Source organism: Flavobacterium sp. 83 (assembly GCF_000744835.1).
In the GTDB taxonomy this organism is placed as follows: Bacteria; Bacteroidota; Bacteroidia; order Flavobacteriales; family Flavobacteriaceae; genus Flavobacterium.
This window is the reverse complement of the sequence record NZ_JQMS01000001.1, coordinates 2,925,831-2,951,400: the sequence shown is the minus strand read 5'-3', so window position 1 is coordinate 2,951,400 and position 25,570 is coordinate 2,925,831. Positions and strand designations below refer to the sequence as shown.

Sequence of the window (25,570 nt, the reverse complement as noted above, 5' to 3'; positions counted from 1 at the left end):
ACGTTATAAATTTTCAATAAATTTAGTTAATAAATGAACTCCATAAGCAGTTGCATGTTTGCTTTTAGCAAATTCATCATCATTAAATGTTACGCCTGCAACGTCAAGATGTGCCCAAGCTTTGTGCTCTTGGGTAAAATATTCTAAAAATTTAGCTGCGCTTATTGCTCCGGCAACTGGTTTTCCGCTATAATTTTTTACATCAGCTATATCGCTTTCAATGTCTGATTTATAAACATCCCAAAGTGGTAAAGGCCACAAACGCTCTCCAATTGCATCTCCATTTTCTTTTAATTTCTTAGCCATTTCCTCATTATTGGTAAACAAAGCACCACATTCATAACCAAAAGTACCAACGCTGCTTCCGGTAAGTGTGGCGATATCAACAATATAATCCGGTTTGAAATTTTTAATCAAATACGATAATCCATCGGCCAAAACAAGTCGGCCCTCGGCATCCGTATCAATGATTTCTATCGAATGTCCACTATAACTATGAATCACATCACTAGGTAAAAACGACTTACTGTCAACTGAATTTTCAGCACAAGGAACAATTGCTGTTACTTTTACAGGCAATTGCAAATCGGCTATAAGTTGCATGGCTCCTAGTACTGCGCCACCTCCAGCCATATCACATTTCATATGAACCATTCCTGCTGTTTTTATGTTTAATCCACCAGTATCAAAGGTTATTCCTTTTCCCACTAATCCAACATGTTTTATCTGTTCCACTTCAGTTGCCGGAGTGTAATTCATAATGATAAATTGAGGCTCATTTTCACTTCCTTTTCCTACTGCCAAAAATGCGCCAAGACCTGCAATTTTTGAAGCTTCATAACCAAGGACCTCTACATCAAATCCATATTTTTCACCAGTCTCTTTAGCCCAATTCGCCAAATATTTTGGGTTAATTGTATTGGGTGGTAAATCGACCAAAGTATAAGTTGCTAATTGTGCTTTGGCTATTTTAATTCCCTTTTTGGCTGTAGCCAAATAATCTTTTTCAGAAACCAGATTCAAAGTAAAATCAGGATTTAAAAAAGGATGCTCTGTTTTCTCTGTTTTAAAATGACCTAAATTATAAGTTCCTAAAAGCATACCAGAAATCATAGCTTCAGCCTGATCCTGAGTTATTTGTTCGGGTATAACTAAAGCTATATTCGAACTGAAATTATCTTTTTGTTTAGATGAAATACGTCGAAAAACTGTTTTCAATGATTTATAATCTATCGTTTTTCCTAAACCAATAAAAATATAAGTATTGTCGTTTTTTTCGGCTAAATAGTAGGTGTCTTTTTTTCCAAAAAAAACTTTGGAAGCAATTTCTAATCCATTAAACGCTATGGGAATAATACTTTTTGAGTAGGTTTCAAAAACTGGAATTAAAATTGTTCCTGAAAAATTATCTAAGTTTACTACTGTATTTGTTTTCATTTGTTCTCTTATTTTTTTAGCCTCTTGATTGAAACGCTATAAATGCATTATGCTTATTTATTTTACATACAATAAATCGCGACCCTACGTTTATTTTGTATTAAAAAACAACCATTCTATTGCTTTTGGAAATTCATCACTCCAATAGGTTTCGCTGTGTTTCCCTTGCCTATTAATACTTAAATTAATTTTCGATTTATCTTTTACAAATTTGCTCGTAATCAAATCTTCTTGAAACTTTTTTATATGATCAATCATCGTAGAACTTTCATCTCCGCCTGCATATAAATAAATTTTTGTATCTGCTAAATTGGCTTTTTTAGAATTGATTTTAAGGTCAGGAACAACCCAAAGTGATGGCGAAAAAATCATTAATTTCCCATAAACTTCAGGGTTACGCAATCCACTAAAAATACTGATTAATCCGCCCATCGAGCTTCCTCCTATTCCAGTAAATTCTCGTTCTTTTTTTGTTCGAAAATTACTATCTACATATGGTTTTAGCGTATCAGTTACAAATCGAATGTATTTTTTACCTTGTCCTTTTCCTAAAACTGTTTTTCCTACATTGTATTCTTTTAACCGATCTTCTTCGGCATGTTCTATAGCAATTATTATAATTTTTCCAATTTTATATTCAGACATAACTGCGAGTTTTTTATCAATTTCCCAATTGCCAAATTCGGCTTCTTCATTGAATAAATTTTGTGCATCCTGCAAATACATAACTGGATAACTTTCACTTGAGTGATCGTAATCATGAGGTAATAAAGCCCATATTTTTCTCGTTTTATTGAGTTGCGGAATTTCAAATTCATCCGATATTAATTGGACTTGTGGTAAAAAAGATTGCTTAAAAGGCAACCAGTTTTTTCTCCATCTGGCTACATGTTCTTTTTGAATACCTGTATGATTAGAAGTGGATCTGTTTTCCGTACGATTACCAAAACTGTCAATTTCTACTTCACTCCAGTCTCCTTTTGTAAATTTATACAAAAGCTCAACTGGATAATTAAAATCAACTGGAAATTTATAATGATACAAACCAACACCCATTTTCTCCATCATAAATTCTTTTGACTGAGTATACCAATTATTGAAATTACCTGAAATATAAACTGGTCGCGCATCATCTTCATCAGTTGTAAGTATTATATAGAGCCCGGTATTCAAAATCGGATTACTTATTTCTTCGGTAAATGTGGTATTATCTGAATTCATCACTTGTATTAGACTGCTAATATTTTAAAAATAAATAGTAAATATAGTCGATTGCGATTTGAAATAAAAGAAAAAAGAAAACCCAATAGCAAATGAATTTCCTATTGGGTTTGTATTGGTAAAAAATATTTGATAGATTTTACTTTTGGCGACTTTTTAAGACTTCCACAACATCATTTAGTTTAAATCCTTTGGCTTGTAATAATATAAGATAATGAAAAAGCAAATCAGCACTTTCACTCAAAAACAAATCATCATTATCATCTTTGGCTTCAATAACCACTTCTATCGCTTCTTCGCCTACTTTCTGGGCGATTTTGTTCATTCCTAATTTGAATAAAGAAGCAACATAGCTCTTTTCAGAATCCGCATTTTTTCTTCGAAGTTGAATTGTATCTTCTAAATTCGAAATAAAACCATAATCTACTTTGTTTTCGTCTGCCCAACACGTATCAGTTCCTTTGTGACATGTTGGTCCTTCCGGTTTTACCTGAATCAGTAACGTATCATTATCACAGTCGTTTTTAATGTCAATCAGATTCAGAAAATTGCCACTTTCCTCCCCTTTTGTCCAAAGTCTTTGTTTCGTACGACTATAAAATGTTACTTTTTTAGTGTCAATCGTTTTTTGATATGCTTCGGCATTCATAAAACCCAACATCAAAACTGTTTTGGTTTCGCTATCTTGAATTATTGCAGGAATTAATCCGTCTGTATTTTTTGAGAAATCTATATTCATATTTTTTAAGTATTAAGTTGTAAGTCTTAAGTATTAAGTTATATGGATAAATAAGCAACTCAATACTTAAAAACTCATACTTAATACTTATGCCTTAATTTAAATTCGTACTTCGATATTGTTGTTTTTAAGAGCTGTTTTTAATGTTTTGATTTCAATTTCTTTAAAATGAAAGACACTTGCCGCCAATGCTGCATCAGCTTTTCCTTCCAGAAAAGTATCTACAAAATGTTGTATGTTTCCTGCGCCACCTGAAGCAATAATAGGTATATTAACTAATTCCGAAAGTGTTGCCAAAGCTTCATTGGCAAAACCGTTTTTAGTTCCGTCATTATCCATGGAAGTAAACAGGATTTCACCTGCGCCTCTTTGCTCCACTTCTTTGGCCCAATCAAATAAATTCAATTCGGTAGGCACTTTTCCGCCCACTAAATGAACAATCCATTGCCCATCAATTTGTTTGGCATCAATCGCAACTACTACACATTGGCTTCCAAATTTTTGTGCTAAATCATTAATCAACTGTGGGTTTTTCACTGCCGATGAATTAATGGAAACTTTATCTGCACCGTTTTGCAATAAAATTTCAACATCTTCTACAGATGAAATTCCACCACCAACAGTAAACGGAATATTAATCGTCGAAGCCACTTTGCGAACCAAATCAACTAGGGTTTTTCTTCTTTCTTCCGTTGCCGAAATATCCAGAAAAACTAATTCGTCCGCACCTTCATCCGAATATATTTTTGCTAATTCTACCGGATCTCCAGCATCACGCAAGTCTACAAAATTAACACCTTTTACCGTTCTTCCGTTTTTTATATCGAGACAGGGAATAATTCTTTTTGTTAACATCTAAATTAAGTATTAAATTGTAAGGATGAATTATTAAGTTTTTTTGATATTGTTTTTAGAAGTAATAATTATGCTTTTTATTAATTTTAAAACTTCTACACCATCGTTATTTAAACTTAAAAATTCTTCATTTGAAATATAATTTGTTGCTTGTAAAAGTTCAAGCCAATATAGTGTTTCATCAGCTTCTTTTTGAGAAATACCCATTTTATGAATAAAATCAGCTTTACTTTCTGCATTTTTGGCCTCTCTAATATTTGCACCTACAGAAGTTCCAGAACGTAAAATTTGTTTACTCATTACATATTCACTCCTAGTATTTAAAGTTTTATATAAATTAACAATTCTAATGGCAAAACAAAAGCTTTTTATTTTTATTACGTCTTCACTCATCATTAATACTTAATAATTTAGACTTAAAATATAATTTTCCAATTGTTTCAATGAAATTCGTCCTTCGTAAATGGCTTTTCCGATAATTGTTCCTTCACAACCTAATTCTGCTAATTTAGGTAATTCATCAAAAGTAGAAATTCCTCCGGAAGCAATTAATTTTATACCGTTGGCTTCCGCCAACTTCTCGACTCCGCTCGAAGTGACAGTGCATTGATCAATAATTTTTTTATATAAATCAAATGACGGTCCTTCAAGCATACCGTCTTTGGCAATATCGGTACAAATTACATACTGAATTCTTTTATTTTGGTAGTCTTGAATAAACGGAATCAAATCTTCATTTGAATCTTCTAACCAACCGGAAACCGCTACTTTTTCATTGTTAGCATCTGCGCCCAAAATGATTTTATCAGAACCATACTCAGCAATCCATTTTTCGAATAGTTCTCTGTTTTTAACGGCAATACTTCCGCCGGTAATTTGATTCGCACCACTTTCGAAAGCAATTTTTAAATCAGAATCAGATTTTAATCCTCCACCAAAATCAATTTTCAATTTGGTTTGTGTAGCTATTTGCTCCAAGATCTTATAATTCACAATTTGACTTGACTTTGCACCGTCTAAATCAACTAAATGTAAGTACTCAATTCCATGTGCTTCAAATGATTTCGCTACTTCAAGCGGATTTTCATTGTATATAATTTTGGTATTGTAATCACCTTTTGATAAGCGAACACATTTTCCTTCTATGATATCTATTGCAGGTATTATTCTCATTGTAATTAGTCTTAAAGTTTGAAAGTCGAACGTCTTAAAGACTCAACTTAAAGGTTTAAAAAATTAGCCAAAATTTGTTCCCCAATATCGCCACTTTTCTCTGGGTGAAATTGAGTTCCATAAAAATTATCCTTTTGTAACGCTGAGGCATATTCAACTTCATAATCCGTTGTAGCAATAGCTTCGGGACAACTTGGAGCATAAAAACTATGTACTAAATACATGTATTCATTTTCATTAATTCCAGTAAATAATGGCGATTTCAAATTATAAATTTGGTTCCAACCCATTTGTGGCACTTTCACTTTTGGCGTGAATTTAATCACATCAACATCAAAAATCCCCAATCCTTTAGTATTACCCTCCTCCGATTTGTTGCACATCAATTGCATGCCCAGACATATTCCTAAAACTGGTTGTTTTAAGGTTGGAATCAAAGTATCTAATCCACTTTCTAAAAGCATTTTCATTGCTGAACTGGCCTCACCAACACCCGGGAAAATAACTTTATCGGCAGCCTTTATTTCGTCTGGATTATTACTCAAAACTGATTTGAATCCCAATCTCTCGATGGCAAACATGATGCTTTGAATGTTTCCTGCTCCGTAATTTATGATTACTATTTTCATTTCTTTTTAACCATTAAGAAATTAAGTTTTATTAAGGATTTAACACTTAATAATTCATAATTTATAATTCATAATTTTTTAAAGTATTCCCTTCGTACTTGGCAAAATCATTTTCTCGGTATCACGCTTTACAGCAACTTTTATTGCTTTTGCAAAAGCTTTAAAAATGGCTTCAATTTTGTGATGTTCGTTAGTTCCTTCTGCTTTGATATTAATGTTTGCTTTTGCCCCATCCGAGAATGATTTAAAGAAATGATAAAACATCTCTGTTGGCATTTTACCTACCATTTCACGTTTGAATTCAGTTTCCCAAACCAGCCAGTTTCTACCTCCAAAATCAATAGCCACTTGCGCTAAACAGTCATCCATTGGCAAACAAAAACCGTAACGTTCTATTCCTAATTTGTTTCCTAATGCTTTTGCAAATACTTCACCAAGTGCAATCGCCGTATCTTCAATGGTGTGGTGTTCATCTACTTCTAAATCTCCTTTTACAAGAACTTCTAAGTCCATTTGTCCATGACGCGCGATTTGGTCCAGCATATGGTCGAAAAAAGCAATTCCTGTTTCGATTTTACTTTTTCCGGTTCCGTCTAGGTTCAAGTTGATGTAAATATCCGTTTCGTTTGTTTTTCTTTCAATTGAAGCAGAACGTTCTTCTAATTTCAAAAACTCATAAATTACTTTCCAATCTGTAGTTTGTAAAGCAATAACCGAATCCAATTCGTGTCTTTTAGACGATATTTCATCACTTCCCAACTCTTCATCAGTGCTAATAAAAATTGCTTTTGAACCCAAGTTTTTTGCTAATTCTACATCAGTTATTCTGTCTCCAATTACGAATGAATTTGCTAAATCATACTCCGGATTATCAATATATTGTGTCAACAAACCCGTTGCAGGTTTGCGAGTTGGTGCATTTTCGTGCGGAAATGTTTTGTCAATTAATACTTCTTTGAAAACAACGCCTTCATTTTCAAAAGCTTTCATAACCAAATTATGCACTGGCCAAAAATTGGCTTCTGGATGAGAATCAGTTCCCAAACCATCTTGATTGGTCACCATTACCAATTCAAAATCTAATTCTAAAGCAATTTTTCCAAGAAATTGAAATGCTTTAGGATAAAATTCTAATTTTTCAAAACTGTCTAATTGATAATCATTTGGTTCCAAAACCATTGTTCCGTCACGATCTATAAAAAGTATTTTTTTCATTAAAAAAAGTTTAAAGTTTAAGGTTTAAAGTTGTTTTAACACCTCAATTAATTTCATGTTTTCTTGTTCTGTTCCAACTGTCAAACGCAGGCAATTATCGCACAATGGCTGGGTTGTTCTGTTTCGAATTACAATTCCTTTAGCAATCAATTCATCATATCTTTTATTGGCATCATCCACTTTTATCAAAATAAAATTGGCTTCCGTTGGATAGATAATAGTAACAAAATCGACATTAAGTAATACTTTAAGTAATATGTCTCTTTGTTCTATTATAGATTCAATTTCATATTTTATTTTGGCTTTATTATCTAATCTTTCTAAAGCTCTTTTTTGAGTCAATTCATTCACATTATACGGTGGTTTAATTTTATTTAAAACCGCAATAACTTCTGCGGATGCATAACAAATTCCCAAACGAATTCCTGCTAAACCATACGCTTTTGATAGTGTTTGAGTAATGACCAAATTTGGATATTCATCGATTTCGTTAATCCAACTTTCCTTTTCAGAAAAGTCAATATACGCTTCGTCAATCACAACCAAACCATTGAAGTTTTTCAATAAATAGGCTACACTTTCATCTGAAAATGAATTACCGGTTGGGTTATTGGGTGAACACAAAAAGATAATTTTAGTATTTGAGTCAACAACTTCCATGATTTTCTCAATTTGTGGTTGAAAATCTTCTGAAAGTAAAATCTCTTTGTTTTCTACGGCATTTATATTAGCCAAAACACTATACATCCCGTAGGTTGGCGGCAAAGTGATTACATTATCCGTTTTTGGTTCGCAAAAAGCTCTGAATAACAAATCCAATACTTCATCACTCCCGTTTCCAAGCAAAATTTGATTCGTTTTGACATTTCTTTGTTTTGCCAAAATTGCTTTTACGCTCATTTGTTGGGGATCCGGATAACGATTTACGCCATTTTCAAATGGATTTTCGTTGGCATCCAAAAAAATCATATCTGCAGTATCAAAATCCTCAAATTCATCACGAGCAGAAGAATAGGGTTTTAATTGCTTTACGTTTTCTCTAACTATAGTATTTATATCGAAATTATTTTCCATCTTCAATCGCTTTTAATCGTAATGTAACTGCGTTTTTGTGCGCTTGTAACCCTTCGGCTTCTGCCATAATTTCAATGGCTTTACCAATATTTTGTATTCCTTTTTTAGTTATTTTTTGAAAAGTCATGGATTTAGTAAAACTATCCAGATTTACACCACTATAATTCTTTGCATAACCGTTAGTTGGCAAGGTATGATTAGTCCCTGAAGCGTAATCTCCAGCACTTTCAGGGGTGTAATTCCCTATAAATACAGAGCCGGCATTTTGTACACCATTGCTGTAAAAATCATCAAATTCAGAACAAATAATAAAGTGTTCAGGACCATATTCGTTGATTAATTCCAGTGCAATAGTGTCATTTTCAACATAAATCAATTTAGAATTGGCAATCGCTTTTTCAGCAATATTTTTTCTTGGCAATAAGTCCATTTGTATTTGCACTTCATTTTCAACGGCATCAATTATTTTTTTTGATGTAGAAACTAAAATAACCTGGCTATCAGCTCCGTGTTCTGCTTGAGACAATAAATCGGATGCTACAAAAGCGGGAACCGCCGTATCATCAGCAACAATCAACAATTCTGATGGACCTGCCGGCATATCAATTGCTACACCAAATTGCGTTGCCAATTGTTTAGCAACCGTTACAAATTGATTTCCCGGGCCAAAAATTTTATAGACTTTTGGTATAGATTCAGTTCCAAAAGTCATTCCAGCAATAGCTTGGATTCCGCCAACTTTTAGAATTTTAGTTACGCCGCATAAATGAGCTGCATATAAAATTGCAGGGTTTATATTTCCATTTTTATCTGGTGGAGAACACAACACAATTTCATTGCAACCTGCAATTTCAGCCGGTACAGCTAGCATTAGGACTGTAGAAAATAAAGGAGCGGTTCCTCCGGGAATGTATAAACCTATTTTTTGAATTGGTCTTTTTTCCTGCCAACAATTTACACCTTCAATTGTTTCAATAGAAACTCTATCAGTTTTTTGAGCAGAATGGAATTTTTTTATATTTGCTTTTGCTAATTGAATAGCCTCTTTTAGTTCGGAAGATATAGATGTTATAGCCGCTTCAATTTCAGCTTTAGTAACCTCTAACTTATCAATTGTTGCACCGTCAAATAGTGACGTGTATTTTGCAACAGCAATATCACCTTTCTTTTGTACTTCTTTAAAAATTTCTTTTACTGTTGCTTCAATATCATCAACAGTTTTTGTAGGTCTTTCTAAAATGGAAGACCAAGTTTCTGGTTTTGGATTGTATATTTTATTCATTATATTGTTTTTAACCGCAAAGTTCACAAAGGTTTTCGCAAAGTTCGCAATGAATTCTTAAATAGAATACGTTATAATTTAAAACTTTTAAAGGACCATTTTCTCAATTGGACAAACTAAAATTCCTTCGGCACCGGCCTCTTTTAATTGATCAATAACTTCCCAAAAACGATCTTCTTCAATAACGGTGTGCACACTTGACCATCCTTCTTGCGCCAGAGGCATTACGGTTGGGCTTTTTAATACAGGTAAAATTTTATTGATAAGTTCTATTTTATCATTTTGAACATTCATCAATATGTATTTTGATTTACGGGCTCTTAAAACGGATTGAATTCTGAATTGTAATTTGTCCAAAACAGCTTTGTTTTCAGCCGTAATTTTTGGAGAAACTGCTAGAACCGCTTCACTTTTAAAAATAACTTCTACTTCTTTTAAATTATTTTTGAATAAAGTACTTCCGCTAGAAACAATATCTACAATTGCATCTGCAAGACCAATATTTGGAGCTATTTCTACAGAACCTGAAATTTGGTGTAAATCAACAGTTACATTTTTAGAATTGAAAAAGTCTAAAACAGTATTTGGGTATGAAGTAGCAATTCGTAATCCATCTAAATCTTTTACTGAATTGTATTCGAAATTTTTAGGCACTGCAACTGAAACTTTACATTTAGAAAAGCCTAATTTTTCAGCAACTTCAATATTTTTTCCTTTTTCAACCAAAAGATTGTCTCCAACAATCGCTGCGTCTACAACACCGTCAATTAAATATTGAGGAATATCGGAATTTCTTAAATATAACACTTCTAATGGGAAATTGGAAGCTGATGCTTTAAGTTGGTCATTCCCGTTGTTTATGGAAATTCCACAATCTTTTAGAATTTGGATACTGTCTTCGTTTAAACGTCCTGATTTTTGAATTGCAATTTTTAAAGTACTCATTTTTGATTTTTTTTTTTTGATTTACTATTATTGTGTTTGAGTACAACGGATAGATAATAAAAAAACCCGTTTGATATACTCAAACGGGTTTTAAAATATGATGATTTACATGCATACCATTAACACATCGCTTGAGAGCAATAATGAGAATGATGATGATGCAATTGAATTGATAACATAATTTTTAATTTGATAATCCCTTGATTTCGATTGCAAATATAAGTGAAATATTGTTTATAATGCAATAATTAATTTAACTTAACGTTGTTATATTGTTAAATCAACACTATCTATCGTATTCTTTCGACTCTGATTTATTAGAAACAGGAGCTTCTTTTTCTGAATCAATACTGTTTTTAACGGCTGAACTTATTCCATCTTCTCTAATTTCAGTATGACGAATTTCACCTCCTGAAGTTCCTACCAAAGTTGAGATATACACACCAGAAGCTGCTACAATAACCGCTACAAAAGAGATAAATTTAGCTTTTGAATGATTTTTTATATTTAAAACTATACCCATAATTGAAATTGCTCCAAGAAGATACAATACAATGGCTAATTTTTCTGCAATTTCTTCATGTTCATGAATAATACTTTTACCGATGCTTGGCATATCTTCAACCATTTCTTCAGCGCCATCACCAGTAGCCATACTTGCTAGTGCAAAAAGCGCAGCAACAACGAATAAAGCATAAGCGGTATTTTTAACTGAATTATTGTTTAAAATTATTCCTGTTATTAAAACGCCAAGACCTAAAATGGTCCCGATAATAGGAAAATGGTTGACTACCATGTGTAAGTGAGCATCATTCATAATATTATTTTTTTAAGGTTTAAAAATTTAAAGTTAAGCGCAATTATCTATATTATCGCTCTAAATTGAATTATTTATTTATCCTGCTAATGAAACACCAATTAAAGAACCTATACCGTAGGTTACCGCAGCTGCTGCTAATCCAAAAGATACTTGTCTGAGTCCAGAGAACATAATGCTTTTCCCTGTCAGCAGGGTTATTGCAGCACCTATTCCAAAAAGCCCGATTACACTGCTTCCAACACTTAGCAGAATTGCATTTTTACCATCTAAAAACATGAAAGGATATAACGGTATAATCGCCCCAATTGAAAACAACACAAAAGATGCAATAGCTGCTTCCCAAGCTGATCCTCCTAATTCTTCTTTATCAATCCCCAATTCTTCAGTAATAATTGCATCTATGGCTGTTTGTGGATTTTCAAATGCTTTATCGGCTAATTTTTGAGCTTCAACGATATTCATTCCTTTGGCTTGATACAATAAAACCAGTTCTTTTTTCTCTTCTTCGGGCGAAGCTTCCAGTTCTTCTGTTTCTAAGTCAATTTGGCGTTGGTTTAATTCTCTGGAACTTTGTACCGAAAGCCATTCTCCTAATGCCATTGAAATAGCTCCTGCCAAAAGCCCTGCAATTCCAGTTAATAATATCGTATTATTAGAAACTGCGGCACCGGCAACTCCCATGACCAAACTCATATTAGAAACCAATCCGTCATTTGAACCTAAAACCGCTGCTCTTAATGCATTCCCTCCAACAGACTTATGCCGACTTTCGAATTTAGATAAAAAACCTCCAGAAACATTTAGCGCCGCATTATTATTCACCGCTTCAATAATATTAAGATGATTGTGTTCAAAACCTGTAGGTTTCTCTCCGCTTTCTATTTTATTTTTTATTGAATTAACTGCAAATTGTTTTTCAATATTGGAAAGGCTGCTAATTATAGAAGTGTAACCAAAAATCTTACCCAGTTTTAATTGGAATTTTGCTCTTCCTGAAGGCAATGGCATTTTATAATTAGGTTCGAAAGTTAATACTTTATCGAACATGTGTTTTGCATGACCTTTTTCTATTTCACCAAGACTCCGTAAGACCCTAGTGAGATTATCATCAGATTGAATTGCCGCAATACTATCATACAAAAAAGCAGTATCTACTTCTGTTTGCAATTGCCCTTTTAGTTTACTTAAATCCATAATTTATTTTGTTGTTAATTAACTAAATCAAAAACTCCTTTGGTTAATATCTTTGAAGATGAAGTAATGGTATTATTGGGCAAAATTTCAATATATTCTCCAGATTCCTCTCCTATAGTAACAGGTATTTTTTCGAAAGAAAATTTATTGTCACTATCTTTTTTCAATAAAAGTACGAAATTTTTGTTGTTTTCAGTGATTAATGCATTATTTGGAATCGCTAAACCTTTTTTAGAATCCACAATAATTCCTGCTTCTACAAACATTCCCGTTAATAGTCGTTGTTTTACATTTTCATCTAAATGACCGTGAACATTGATTGTTCTATCATTGCCTTCAATTGATTTTCCAACTAAATGTACTTCTGCATTAAATTCATCTTTTGAGGCTTCCGGCACTTTGAATTTAATTTTCTCCCCTATTTTTACTTTCAAAATATCTTTTTCAAAAACAGCTAATTCTAAATGCAAATGTTCCGTATCAACAATCTCTAAAATCACATCCGATGGACTCATTAGCATTCCGACATTAGCATTCATAACTACAATATCTCCTGAAATAGGAGAAAAAATAGTTATTATTGAGGTCAATTTACCTTTTTCTACCTGAGCTGGATTAATGTTTAGCATTACTAATTTAGCTTTTAAACTTTGGTGCATGGCTTTAGCACGTCGGTACTCGCTTTCTGCTTTTAAATAATTCTTTTGTGAAGTTATTTTTTCGTCGTACAATGTTTTTTGACGTTCGTATTCTGATTTTAAATATTTTATTTGCTCTGCCACTTCTAAATAATCTTTTTGTATATCAAGAAATTCCGTATTTTCCAATGTCAATAAAGCTTGTCCTTTTATTACTTTATCTCCAACTAAAAGTTTTGTCGATTTTACATAACCACCTATAAAAGTAGTGACCTTTGCTCTGTTTTGTGGCGGCACATCAATTCTCCCCGAAGCTTTAACAGTTACATCAAAGTCTTGCTCTTTAGGATTGGAAATTTCCATTCCTGAAGACTGAAATTGTTCTTTTGTTACAGTTATTAAACCGTCGTCTTTGGGAATTGGTTCTTCTGTTTTTGTTTCTTTACAAGAAAATAAAATAAAGGATAAAGCGATTATATAAATTGAATTTTTCATTTGTAAAATATTAAAAATTAAGGTATTCTAAATCTAATTGTGTTTTGTTGTATTGTAAAATAGTGTCCAGGTAATCGACTTGAATTGTTGTTGCATTTTCTAAACTTTGAATGTATTGAAAGAAATCAATTTCACCATTTTTGTAGCTACTATTGGCTACTTTTATAATTTCATCAGATAATTTTTTACCATATTGATTGTAATAATTAATAGCTTCCTGGTATTTAGCTAATTCATTATTTTTTTGAGTACTATATTTATCAATTTTTAGCTCTTCATTTTGTTTTTGTTGTTCCCAACTTTGCAATTCTAATTGCGCCACTTTTGTTTTAGAAACATTCCCCGAAAACAATATTGGCACTGCCAAACCAACTTGAAAACCATAAAGCGATTGTGACAAACCGTTATTTTTTCCTTGAAAATAATCTATATTAATATCTGGTAACCAATGTTGCTTTTGTAAATTAATTTGGCTTTTGTAATTTTTAGTAACACTTTCTAAATAAGTAGTATAATACGACTTACTTGTTTCGTTAGTTAAATTATTTCTGGGTGTTATTATTATATTTTTCATTTCAATTGTATCATCAGATTGAACCAAAGATTGCAACATTTCATACTGTGCTTTTTTATCATTTTCAATTTGAATAAGCATCGTTCTAATTTTTCTAAATTTAGATTGAGCTGTAATTTTTTCCAGATAATTCGTTTCTCCCAATTCGAAACGTCTGTCGCTGGCTTTAGAAAAATTTTGGTACAAACTATCTAAATACCGATACAAAACCTCTTGGTTTTGCAAATAAACAATGTGATAATACAGATTAGAAACCCCAAAAGCGAGTTTGTTTTTTTGAATATCAAAATTGGCTTTTTCTTTTTCATATTCAGTGGAATAAACCTTTTTTTGTGCGCCATAAACCGTTGGAAAAGCAAAACGCTGTTGTACTCCAAAGACTTTTAAAGGTTCATTGTTTAAAGCTAAATTATTTTGATCATAACTATAATAAATGTTGGTTTTATCAAATGTGTAAGCTGTTTTTATATTCTCTTTCATTTTAGTTACCTGCAATCGGGCTGCTTTTAAGCCTTTATTATTCTCTGTTGCTTTAGTAATTAAATCTTGTAATTCTTTGTCATTATTATTTGCATTTTGGGCAAAAGCCATTGATGAGGCTAATAAAAACAAGATTATATAAGTTGATTTATTATGTTTGAATTTAGGTTTCTTAAATTCTTTTCCGTCAAAAACTTTATACAATATTGGCAGAACTACCATGGTTAAAATAGTTGCTGTAAACAATCCGCCAATAACAACAGTGGCTAACGGACGTTGCACCTCTGCTCCTGCTGATGACGAAATTGCCATTGGTAAAAAACCTAATGCTGCTGCGGAAGCCGTTAATAGTACGGGACGCAATCTATCAGTTGTTCCTTTTAAAATCAATTCATCCATATTTTTTATCTCTCCGCTGTGTTTCAATTCTTTAAAATGTTCAATAAGTACAATTCCATTCAGTACTGCAATTCCAAAAAGCGCAATAAAACCAACTCCTGCTGAGATACTAAAAGGCAAATCCCTAATCCATAAAAACAGTATTCCACCAACTGCCGAAAGCGGTATCGCGGTATAAACCATTAATGCTTCTTTGATAGTTCCAAAAGCAAAGTACAACAAAATAAAAATCAATAATAAAGCAATTGGAACTGCAATCATTAATCGGGCTTTTGCACTTTGAAGATTTTCGAATTGTCCGCCATATTTCACATAATATCCTGTAGGAAGTTTGATTTTTGTATCAACAATTTTTTGAATATCAGCCACTACACTTTGTAAATCTCGATTTCGAACATTGATTCCCACTACAATTCTACGATTTGTATTGTCTCTGGAAATCTTGGCAGGACCTTCGGTGTATTCAATCGATGCTAATTCACTCAACGGAATTTGTTCCCCGTTTGGAGTTGAAACATATAGATTTCGTAAATCTTCGATATCAGTTCGTTTTGTTTTATCTAATCGAATAACCATGTCAAAACGCTTTTCTCCTTCAAAGACATTTCCAACTATTTTTCCAGCAAAACCTAGTGCAATTGTTTCGTTTAAGTCGGCAATATTTAAGCCGTAACGAGCAATTTTAGATCGATCATAAACTACCGCCATTTGAGGTAGTCCTTCCGTTTTTTCGACAATCACATCCGATGCTCCTTCGACATTTTTAATGGCAACCTTAATTTCATGTGCTTTTTGAGCCAAGACATTTAAATCTTCCCCGAATATTTTAACCGCAACATCAGATCGTGTTCCTGAAATTAATTCGTTGAAACGCATTTCTATCGGCTGCGTAAACTCAATATCCATATTTGGAATTTGTTTTTCGATAGCGCTTTTAATTTTATCGGCCAATTCATCTTTGCTGGAAGCTGAAACCCATTCTGATTTTGGTTTAAGTTTGACAATAACATCACTTTCCTCCATAGACATTGGGTCTGTTGGAACTTCGGCAGCACCAATTCTACTGACAACCTGCTGTACTTCCGGAAAATTTTTCAGAATTATTTTCTCAATTTTAGTTGTTGTAGCAATTGTTTTTGTCAATGAAGTTCCTGTTTTAAGAACGGGTTGAATTACAAAATCACCTTCGTCAAGAGTGGGGATAAACTCGCCACCCATTGTTGCAAACAAAGCAATTGCCATGAATAATAACCCAATTGCACCGTACATCACTTTTTTGGTATTGGCCAAAGCCCAAGTAATTATTGGAACATAAAAGGAGTTTAATTTTTGGATTAATCGGTTTGAAAAGGAATTTGGATTCTCAATCGTTGGTTTTAGAAACAAAGAAGAAACTACCGGAACATAGGTAAAACAGAATATCATTGCTCCTACCAAAGCAAAACTGAATGTCATCGCCATCGGTTTGAACATTTTTCCTTCTATACCAGACAGGGAAAGGATTGGAATAAAAACAATTAAAATAATCAACTGACCAAAAATAGCCGAATTCATCATTTTTGAAGCACTTTTATAGGTGATTTGGTCAATTTCTAACTGACGATCTTCTTTGGATAAATCTCCAAGATTTGCCGATTTGCTAGCGATTTGGAAAGCTATAAATTCTACTATAATAACGGCTCCGTCAATTATAATTCCAAAATCAATAGCACCTAAGCTCATCAAATTCGCATCAATCCCAAAAATATTCATCAATGAAATTGCAAAAAGTAAACACAATGGAATTACAGAAGCTACAACCAATCCCGAACGCCAGTTTCCTAATAACAAAACCACTACAAAAATCACAATAAGACATCCTAAGATAAGGTTTTCAGCAACCGTAAATGTAGTTTTACCCACTAACTCGCTTCTTTCCAAAAAGCCGTTAATATAAACTCCTTGCGGCAAATGTTTTTGAATTTCGGCAACTCTGTCTTTTACATCTGAAATAACTTGTTTTGAGTTTCCTCCTTTTAGCATCATAACTTGCCCTAAAACTTTTTCGCCTTCACCATTTCCTGTGATTGCTCCAAAACGATTGGCATTTCCGTAACGAACCTGTGCCAGATTTTTGACATAAACAGGTAAACCATTTACATTCTTAACCACTATATTTTCAATATCCTGAATGGATTTAACTTTTCCTTCGGCACGAATAAAATAGCTTTGATTTATTTTTTCGATATATGCACCACCGGCTATACTGTTGTTTTTTTCTAATGCTGTAAAAATATCACCAGTAGTAATGTTCATTGCTTTTAAACTAGATGGAACTATGGCAATTTCGTATTGTTTTAGATAACCTCCCCAAGTATTTATCTCAACAACACCTTTAATTCCTGATAATTGTCGTTTGACAACCCAATCCTGAAGCGTTCTCAAATCAGTTACGGAGTATTGATTCTTAAACTCCGGTTTAACTTCCAGCGTATATTGATAGATTTCCCCTAATCCAGTCGTTATTGGTCCCATTTCTGGTATTCCAAAACCTTGAGGAATTTTTTCAGTTGCTGCTTTAATTTTTTCAGCTATTAATTGTCGGGGAAGATAAGTTCCTAAATCATCTTCAAAAACGATAGTTACTACCGATAATCCAAATTTTGAAATAGATCTAATTTCTTTAACTCCAGGCAAGTTTGCCATTTCAATTTCAACTGGATAAGTGATGAATTGTTCAATATCTTGAGTCGAAAGATTATGAGAAGTTGTAATTACCTGAACTTGATTGTTCGTTACATCAGGAACCGCGCCAATAGAAATTTGGAACACCGAAAATATTCCAAATGAAAAAACTCCTATGGTAAAGAGTAAAACAATAAGTTTGTTTTTTAAGCTGAAAGCAATAATTTTTTCTAGCATTTTAATCTTATTTTATTGTACAAAAGTAAAATTAAAAAGGAATTTGTAGCTTAAGAACTACTTAAGATATGCTTATTGAAAACTTAAGAATATGGTAGTTCCAATGTTTTCCTGACTTGAAATTTTGATATCAATATTTAGCAAAGCACAAAGTCTTTTTACAATTGATAAACCTAATCCTGTTCCTTTAATTTCTATATGTTCATTTGACCTTGAACGATAAAATTGATCAAAAACTTTTAGTAAATCTTCAGATGGTATTCCTATACCAAAATCAGTGATTTGGCATTCAACTTTGCCATAATTATCTGAAATACTAAGTTTTAAATTAGAGTTATCCTTAGAGTATTTTAAGGCATTTGAAATCAAATTATTAATTATTATGGAAACTAAATAATCATCACTTTGAATGTAGTATTCTTTTTCAAAATGAGATAAAACATGAATATTTCTAGATTCAATTATATTTGAATAGCGGGAAATTGCATCAGAGAATACTCCATTTAAATAGACTTTTTCGATTTTAAGACTTTGTCGTTGATTTTCAAATCGAGCCAATAAAAGCAATTGATCTACCAGATTATTCAATCGGTCGACCTCATTGACACAAAAATTAATTTTATCGGCATATTCCTCCTGATTTCGAGGTTTTCTAATCAAAACTTCGAGAGTTCCTTTGATTATTGTCAATGGCGTTCTCAATTCATGCGAAGCATCTGAGGTAAATTGTTTCTCTCTTTCGATAGTATTTTCGATTCTATCCAACAAATTATTGATTGTTTCTGACAGGATATAAAGCTCATCCTTGTTTTGCGGTAAAGGAATTCGGGATTTTAAATTATCTTTTGTAATAATATTTGAAGTTTCAATAATAGAATTTATCGGTTTTATACTTCTACCTGCTATGAATCTGGCAATTATAAAGAGTAAAATAAGAATTATTGGATAGGAGATTACAAGTGTATTTGACAAGTTTTTGAGGACCATTTTAGCATCTTCAAGTGACATTGCGATTACCAAATATCCTTTTTTATTTGAATTTTGATAAATAGGAACTTGAATTTGACGAATTGCCTTATTTACTAACTTCGTATCAAAAAACTGATTATCAGTAGCGTTTTTATTGAATTTTAAAGATTTCACTTTTAGGTTCGGAGATTTTTCTCCAATTAATCCATGCTTATCATAAAACTGAACAAAGACCGGATTTATTGCTACAGTGTTATGTTCTCTTTCCTGCCATTCATTGTCATGGGTAAGCCCAATATGATTGCCTATTATTTCAATCTCAGTTAAATGTTTACTAACTTCACTATTAATATCACTATTAATATGACTGTAAACACTATATTTTACAATAGAAAAAATACCAAAAAAAACAGCAAAAATTAATAATGCTGTTGTAATAATATAATTAAAAGCGATTCTATTTTTGAAAGAAAGCATTTCTATTTGTATTAATCATTAGCGATATAACCAACTCCGCGTATGGTTTTTATAAAATCTTCTTCAATTTTTAAATTGAGTTTTTTGCGAATTGAATTCATAAACACATCAATTACTCCTGTATCATATTCAAAATGAATATCCCAAACATCTTCAATAATTTGGGTTCTGGTGCAGACCTTTCCTTTATTCTTAACTAAATAATGAAGTAATTGGAATTCGCGTTGTGTCAAGTTAACTTCATCCCCATTTATTGAAACACGATGTTTGATAACATCAATTTCAATTGTACCAAGACTAAGGATTTCTGTTTCTTTTTGATTTCTGAAATGAATTTTAATTCGTTCTAAAAGTTCATCGAAACTAAATGGCTTTTTGATGTAATCATTAGCACCTGCTTTTAATCCTTCGATGGTTTCTTGAATCGTATCTTTGGCAGTCAAAAAAAGAATAGGCGTTTCCGTATTTTTTAGTCTAATTGCTTTACATAGCTCTAAACCAGTCATTTTTGGAAGCATCCAATCCAATAAAATCAAATCAAAATTTTCCGTTTGAGTCAGCCCAAAACCTTCTAAACCATCTGCTGCACTTGTGATTTGATACCCTTCCTCCTCCAATCCTTGACGAAGAAATTGTATAATTCCTGCTTCATCTTCTACTATTAAAATATGCATCCTAATTATTGCATTAAAAATTTAAAACCTAATGAAAAAATATTTGCATTTAAGCCATCACTTCTTACATAATGATTGTATCTGAAATCAATATTTTTCAAACCTAATTTCCAGATTCTGGATCCCATTAAAATATCTGAATAGCTTAAACCAAAACCGTATTGTCTTGCATTGAAAGCAGATAAATCATAATCTGATGTATAATATTTTTCAGTTGAAATATGTTTTTCAAATGGTGCAAAATAATCAGAAGCTGTTTGTGTATAATATCTGAACATTGGGTATGCTGTGATTTTTTGGCTAAATTTTATTGGCAATTCAATTGAAACTGTATGCGCCTGAATTCCCCAATTGTCTTCATAATATCTATAATATGCCTTAGCAACAACGTATTCATTAATATAGAAATTTATTCTTGCGCCTATTGGAATTTTAAAGCGGCTCTTAGGCAAACGCTCAATATCATCTGAAAGCCTATAAACCCCTTTATTTTCGGATGTCTCATAAACTGGAATAAATTGCGCTTGTCCAATATAATAGTTTGACTTATCGGCAAAATATATTCTTTGATAAGGCGTCCCTAATAATCCTTCTTGCTTCAAAATATCCATGAAAACTGACATCTGAATTCTTTTAGAAAGTATTTGTGAAAACGATAATGAAGCTGAATAAGAATTTCTGTTTTTGGCATCATATGTTGTAAAAGCAGCAGGTAAATAACTATTAGATACATTTCCGTTTTGGTCTAAAACTGATACTCCGGAAAAATATCCCTGATTTTGAAAATTACTTCCATATAATGAATATTCATGCAATTCCGTTGGATAAATAGGCCTCCATTGGTCAAGATAAGCATTAACTTTTAAACCAATTTCAGTATTTTTCTGATTGAATAGTTTTGTCAACCCACCACCAAAACCCATTGATGTATAATCATATTCATTAGAAAATGAAACATCAGCATTCCAAATCGTATTTCGGTTATCAGAACTATGACTGTAATTTGCAGTAACCGAAGCTAATTGATCGCTCCCTGATGCACCAGATGATGCTTGCCAAGGAGTTCCGTAAGGACTGGTTGCGGCAGTCGCTTTATTGCTCCATTGCTTGTCGTCATTGCCATTTCTACTGGATGCTCCTGAAGCATTAAAGGGGTTTATATTACTGGATGAAGCTGATGTATATGCAGAAATTCCGACATCAAAAGTCAAAATATCATCTTCATTCATTGGTAAAGCTACAACAATATTTGTAGCAATATCAGTTAGTTTTTCAGAACCTATCCCTCCTCCTACAGCTGAGTGAACTCCATCTTGTTTATAGTAACTTAATAAAAAATCAACTTCAGTATTTTCTAAAACCCTTTTCTTAAACGTAGTTGTAGTATCTTGACTTTGGGCAATAGCTACAACATTTATTAGTAAGACTATTGTATAAATAATTTTTTTCATAACACTTGTTTAATTACAACCACATCCTCCACCAGTTTTCCCACCATTTGCTCCAGCCGCAGCTTCTCGATACACTTGGAATGTAGTTTCATATCGTTCAGCAGGTTTAGCACTTAATTTCATGTCTGGATCATTTATGTATTGTTTGTCATATTCTTTAACCGCTACACAGGACTGCATAATGAAGAGTAAAACGAAAAAAAGCATTATTTTATTCATCTTTGTATTTTTTTAAATCTATATTTTTTGAGCTAAATATTTTTCCGTGTTCATCTACGAATATACATCCAATACCTGGTAATTGATTCACTAAATCTAACCCTACATCAACACCCATTACAAATATACCTGTTGCTAAAGCATCTGCTAATTCTGTAGTTTTGGCAAAAACGGATACACTGATAACTCCCGTTGCCGGATACCCCGTTCTGGTATCAATTATATGAGAATATCTTTTTCCGTTAAAAGTTACATATTTCTCATAACTTCCTGAAGTTTCCACAGCGCTATTATCTAAAGGAAATGTAGCAAAAATTTTATCTTTATTCAATGGATTTTTGATGCCTACTTTCCATTTTTCACCATTCGTCTGCTTCCCCCAACAGTTAATATCTCCAGAAATATTTACTATTCCTGCTACTACACCTTTTGAAGTAAGTAAAGATTTAATTTTGTCAGCAATAAAGCCTTGACCAATTCCTCCTAAACCCAGCTTCATTCCTTCGTACTTTAGAAATACTGTACTGTTGCCGCTGTCTAAAACTATATTCTTATAACCAACTTTTGCAACCGATTTTTTTATCTCTTCCGGTGTAGGCATCTTAGTCATACTACCATCAAATTTCCAAATCTTATCCATCGATGCATAACTAATATCAAAAGCACCAGACGTTAACTCTGATATTTTTATAGTACGCTCTACTAAATCGAAAACCTCCTGTGGTACTTTAACCGGTTTTAAACCAGCAAATTTATTCACCTGAGAAATTGGAGTAGTTGGAATCCAGTCTGAAATTAAGTTTTCAAGACGTGAAACTTCCGCTACTGACATATCAATATAGGAGTCTGCTTCTGGGATATTTTTAGCGACAACAGTCATTTCAAAAGGGCTGCCTAACATCGACAATGTTCTTTTTTGTGTAACTTGTGCTGATGTTAAACTTACCGTTAATAAGAAAGAAATAAAAACTACTAATTTCATTATCTTTATTTTAAAAATGATTTAAGTATGTCAATATATTCTTGTGGGGAAACATTTTTATAAGCTGTTTTCCCTAATACTTTTCCATTTTTATCTAAGACTACAACTAATGGAAACATTCCATCTTTATTGTATTTTTCAGCCAACTCTTCATTTATTTTTTTTAATTCAGGAGCTAATTGATTTTGTTTTTTCTTCGGAAAATTAGCACGTTCCAAAACTAAATTATTTTTAGCAAACTCTTTAAATTCTGCAGATTGCCAAATATCTCTGTCTAATTTAATGCAGGGCCCACACCAGTCAGATCCTGAAAAAACAAGTAAAATATTCTTATTTTGAGAACTAGCTTCGCTTTTAGCTACTGTAAAATCAGTTTTCCATTCTTGTGAATACCCAATTGTAACTGCAAAAAGCAGCATTAATACCATTATTTTTTTCATTTGTACTAATCTTTATTTTAAAAGTAAAACATCACAAAGTTAACTAAAAAGAGAACTGTTTATTGTTTAAATCAAACTTCTTAAGCCAAAATTAAGAATGGATTACACTTAGCACTTAACGCTTTTATTGTTTCAAATCACTATTTTTGTAAAAAAAAAACTGATAATGACGCTTTCAAAAAAGTTCTCTCCATTTTACAATCTTATGATTTTTTATATCATTGTAAGCATAGTATTAAGAATTGTATTACTATTTCACCCCATTACCCAAAGCTCATTTGGATTTTTAGATATTATTAAAATATTTGGATTTGGACTAATCTCTGATTTTTTCATTTTTGTATTGGTTAGCGGTTTTTTATGGTTGTATCTTATTTTTATATCCAATTCAAAGTACATGCAACCATATGGTTATCTCTTTTTTGGGTTATTAGTAGCCTTATTATTGTATGTTTCATTTGGCAACACTATTCTTAATGAATATGGTGGCGCTTTGCCAACAATAGGAATTGCTTTTATAGGTATCAAAACTATTTTATTTGGTTTGTTACTTTTTCTGCCAAAATACCGAAGCCAAATTCGATTCTGGTTATTCTCATTTGTCATTTTCCTGTATGTAGTTTTGATTTTACAAAATGGAATAAGTGAGTACTTTTTCTGGAATGAATTTGGTGTAAAATACAATTTCATTGCCGTAAATTATTTGGTTTACACCAATGAAGTTATCGGGAATATTATGCAATCGTACCCTGTTATTCCTATATTCAGTGCACTTTTTATTGTTTCTGGTTTAATAACCTACATTATTGTAAGGCATTCTAGAAGTTATATCGAAAGTATACCAACATTTGTACAAAAAATACAACTTTCCGGAATTTATCTGGCTTTATTTGGGCTTTCTTTAGTAGCAATACCTTTTTTATCGGCTCAGGAAAATTCTCAAAATATTTTTACTAATGAATTAGAAGCGAATGGAATTTATAAGTTCTTTTTAGCCTTTAAAAATAGCGAATTGGACTATTTCAAATTCTATAAAACACTTCCAGAAAAAGAAGCCTATGCAGTATTAAAAGAACAACTTCCAGAAATTTCAGGAGAAACTTCGTTACGAAAAATTCAAAATGAAGCTGCCGAAAATCATAAAAACGTAGTATTAATAACTATCGAAAGTTATAGCGCTGATTTTATGAAAATGTACGGAAATGATCAAAATCTTACACCATTTTTGGATAGTTTAGCTACAAAAAGTTTGTTGTTTACTAATCTATATGCCGTTGGGAATAGAACCGTCCGTGGTCTTGAGGCTGTTACATTGTGTTTCCCACCCACCGCTGGTGAAAGTGTTGTGAAAAGAGAAGATAATAAAAACAAATTTTCAACTGGAAATATCTTTAAGCAAAAAGGATACAATGTAAAATTCCTTTATGGTGGTGATGCTTTCTTTGATAATATGGAAGATTTCTATACTGGAAACGGTTATGGAATTATAGATAAAAAGACATTTGCTCCTGAAGAAATTACTTTTTCGAATGTATGGGGCGTTTGTGATGAAGATATGTACAACAAAGCTATCAAGATAATGAATAGTGAAGCAAAGCAGAGCAAGCCGTTTTTTAATCATATTATGACGGTTAGTAATCACAGGCCATTTACGTATCCTAATAATAAAATTGATATTCCTGGAGATGCTAAATCTCGTGATGGAGGCGTAAAATATACTGATTTTGCCATGAAGAAATTCTTTGAAATGGCAAGTAAACAGCCTTGGTTTGCCAATACCATTTTTGTCATTCTTGCGGATCACTGTGCTTCCAGTGCTGGAAAAACAGAACTTCCTGTTGATAAATACCGAATTCCGGCAATGATTTACAGTCCAGGATTTATTCAACCAAAACATTACACCAATTTGATGTCTCAAATAGATATTATGCCTACATTATTGGGATTATTGAATTTCAATTATCAAAGTAAATTCTATGGGGAAGACGTTTTAAAAACGGACTATAAACCAAGAGCTTTAATTGCAACGTATCAGGATTTAGGATTGATAAAAGATAATGTTTTGACTATTATTTCACCCAAACAACAAGTCAAGCAATTTCAATTGACATTAAAAAAAGATCAAAAAACAGCTCCTGATTTTCAAATTTATTACGACCAAAACCCGTTGATAAAAGAAAGAACTGATTTAGTAAACCAAACCATTTCCTATTACCAAACGGCTTCGGATATGTTGAAGAAAAAGAAATATCAAAAAATTAATTAGCACAAAAAAAACAGGTAAGAC

The 25,570-nt window shown here is 32.3% G+C and carries 22 protein-coding genes; 1 reads left to right on the top strand and 21 read right to left on the bottom strand.

Annotated features, from left to right (window positions below; all coding sequences use genetic code 11):
* Nucleotides 1–3 precede the first annotated feature (3 nt).
* The 21 genes from T410_RS12860 to T410_RS12760 form a co-directional block, all read right to left on the bottom strand.
* Nucleotides 4–1,437: a M17 family metallopeptidase gene (locus tag T410_RS12860; RefSeq protein WP_035672386.1), complete on the bottom strand. Its 1,434-nt coding sequence runs from the start codon at nt 1,435–1,437 to the stop codon at nt 4–6.
* A 90-nt stretch (nt 1,438–1,527) separates the two neighbouring features.
* Nucleotides 1,528–2,658: an alpha/beta hydrolase gene (locus T410_RS12855; protein WP_051929418.1), complete on the bottom strand. Its 1,131-nt coding sequence runs from the start codon at nt 2,656–2,658 to the stop codon at nt 1,528–1,530.
* 139 nt (nt 2,659–2,797) lie between these two features.
* Nucleotides 2,798–3,397 carry a bifunctional phosphoribosyl-AMP cyclohydrolase/phosphoribosyl-ATP diphosphatase HisIE gene (gene hisIE / locus T410_RS12850; protein WP_035672383.1) on the bottom strand — a complete coding sequence of 200 codons (600 nt, stop codon included), beginning with the start codon at nt 3,395–3,397 and terminating at the stop codon, nt 2,798–2,800.
* A 99-nt stretch (nt 3,398–3,496) separates the two neighbouring features.
* Entirely contained in the window at nt 3,497–4,252 is a 756-nt protein-coding gene (hisF, locus tag T410_RS12845) for an imidazole glycerol phosphate synthase subunit HisF (protein ID WP_035672381.1), read from the bottom strand.
* 33 nt (nt 4,253–4,285) lie between these two features.
* On the bottom strand, nt 4,286–4,645 hold the full coding sequence (locus T410_RS12840; RefSeq protein ID WP_035672378.1) for a four helix bundle protein: 360 nt from the start codon (nt 4,643–4,645) through the stop codon (nt 4,286–4,288).
* 9 nt (nt 4,646–4,654) lie between these two features.
* On the bottom strand, nt 4,655–5,425 hold the full coding sequence (hisA, locus tag T410_RS12835) for a 1-(5-phosphoribosyl)-5-[(5-phosphoribosylamino)methylideneamino]imidazole-4-carboxamide isomerase (protein WP_035672375.1): 771 nt from the start codon (nt 5,423–5,425) through the stop codon (nt 4,655–4,657).
* Nucleotides 5,426–5,472: 47 nt separating this feature from the next.
* Nucleotides 5,473–6,054 (bottom strand): imidazole glycerol phosphate synthase subunit HisH, encoded by a 582-nt coding sequence (gene hisH / locus T410_RS12830; RefSeq protein ID WP_035672372.1) that lies wholly within the window; start codon nt 6,052–6,054, stop codon nt 5,473–5,475.
* Nucleotides 6,055–6,132: 78 nt separating this feature from the next.
* Nucleotides 6,133–7,269 (bottom strand): bifunctional histidinol-phosphatase/imidazoleglycerol-phosphate dehydratase HisB, encoded by a 1,137-nt coding sequence (gene hisB / locus T410_RS12825; RefSeq protein ID WP_035672369.1) that lies wholly within the window; start codon nt 7,267–7,269, stop codon nt 6,133–6,135.
* A gap of 24 nt (nt 7,270–7,293) precedes the next feature.
* Nucleotides 7,294–8,343 carry a histidinol-phosphate transaminase gene (gene hisC / locus T410_RS12820; RefSeq protein ID WP_035672366.1) on the bottom strand — a complete coding sequence of 350 codons (1,050 nt, stop codon included), beginning with the start codon at nt 8,341–8,343 and terminating at the stop codon, nt 7,294–7,296.
* On the bottom strand, nt 8,333–9,625 hold the full coding sequence (hisD, locus tag T410_RS12815; RefSeq protein ID WP_035672362.1) for a histidinol dehydrogenase: 1,293 nt from the start codon (nt 9,623–9,625) through the stop codon (nt 8,333–8,335). The genes hisC and hisD overlap by 11 nt, the downstream gene beginning before the upstream one ends.
* A gap of 87 nt (nt 9,626–9,712) precedes the next feature.
* A complete protein-coding gene (gene hisG / locus T410_RS12810; protein ID WP_035672359.1) occupies nt 9,713–10,570 on the bottom strand; it encodes an ATP phosphoribosyltransferase in 858 nt (285 codons plus the stop codon).
* A gap of 286 nt (nt 10,571–10,856) precedes the next feature.
* Nucleotides 10,857–11,387: a hypothetical protein gene (locus tag T410_RS12805; protein ID WP_035672357.1), complete on the bottom strand. Its 531-nt coding sequence runs from the start codon at nt 11,385–11,387 to the stop codon at nt 10,857–10,859.
* Nucleotides 11,388–11,465: 78 nt separating this feature from the next.
* Nucleotides 11,466–12,584, bottom strand: coding sequence for a VIT1/CCC1 transporter family protein (locus T410_RS12800; protein ID WP_035672355.1), 1,119 nt, complete (start codon nt 12,582–12,584; stop codon nt 11,466–11,468).
* 14 nt (nt 12,585–12,598) lie between these two features.
* Nucleotides 12,599–13,717, bottom strand: coding sequence for an efflux RND transporter periplasmic adaptor subunit (locus T410_RS12795; protein ID WP_035672353.1), 1,119 nt, complete (start codon nt 13,715–13,717; stop codon nt 12,599–12,601).
* Between the two features lie 10 nt (nt 13,718–13,727).
* Nucleotides 13,728–18,071 (bottom strand): CusA/CzcA family heavy metal efflux RND transporter, encoded by a 4,344-nt coding sequence (locus tag T410_RS12790; protein ID WP_035672351.1) that lies wholly within the window; start codon nt 18,069–18,071, stop codon nt 13,728–13,730.
* 72 nt (nt 18,072–18,143) lie between these two features.
* Nucleotides 18,144–19,517 carry a HAMP domain-containing sensor histidine kinase gene (locus T410_RS12785; protein WP_035672348.1) on the bottom strand — a complete coding sequence of 458 codons (1,374 nt, stop codon included), beginning with the start codon at nt 19,515–19,517 and terminating at the stop codon, nt 18,144–18,146.
* 11 nt (nt 19,518–19,528) lie between these two features.
* On the bottom strand, nt 19,529–20,191 hold the full coding sequence (locus tag T410_RS12780) for a response regulator transcription factor (RefSeq protein ID WP_035672346.1): 663 nt from the start codon (nt 20,189–20,191) through the stop codon (nt 19,529–19,531).
* 5 nt (nt 20,192–20,196) lie between these two features.
* Nucleotides 20,197–21,642, bottom strand: a complete 1,446-nt coding sequence (locus T410_RS12775; protein WP_035672343.1) for a DUF3570 domain-containing protein — start codon at nt 21,640–21,642, stop codon at nt 20,197–20,199.
* Between the two features lie 9 nt (nt 21,643–21,651).
* Nucleotides 21,652–21,861, bottom strand: coding sequence for a DUF4266 domain-containing protein (locus T410_RS12770; protein WP_035672340.1), 210 nt, complete (start codon nt 21,859–21,861; stop codon nt 21,652–21,654).
* Nucleotides 21,854–22,843 (bottom strand): FAD:protein FMN transferase, encoded by a 990-nt coding sequence (locus tag T410_RS12765; protein ID WP_035672338.1) that lies wholly within the window; start codon nt 22,841–22,843, stop codon nt 21,854–21,856. Before T410_RS12765 ends, T410_RS12770 begins: the two co-directional genes overlap by 8 nt.
* 5 nt (nt 22,844–22,848) lie before the next feature.
* Nucleotides 22,849–23,283: a thioredoxin family protein gene (locus tag T410_RS12760; protein ID WP_035672335.1), complete on the bottom strand. Its 435-nt coding sequence runs from the start codon at nt 23,281–23,283 to the stop codon at nt 22,849–22,851.
* A 166-nt stretch (nt 23,284–23,449) separates the two neighbouring features.
* Between T410_RS12760 and T410_RS12755 the strand changes: the two genes are divergently transcribed.
* On the top strand, nt 23,450–25,549 hold the full coding sequence (locus T410_RS12755; protein WP_035672333.1) for an LTA synthase family protein: 2,100 nt from the start codon (nt 23,450–23,452) through the stop codon (nt 25,547–25,549).
* Nucleotides 25,550–25,570: the final 21 nt, after the last annotated feature.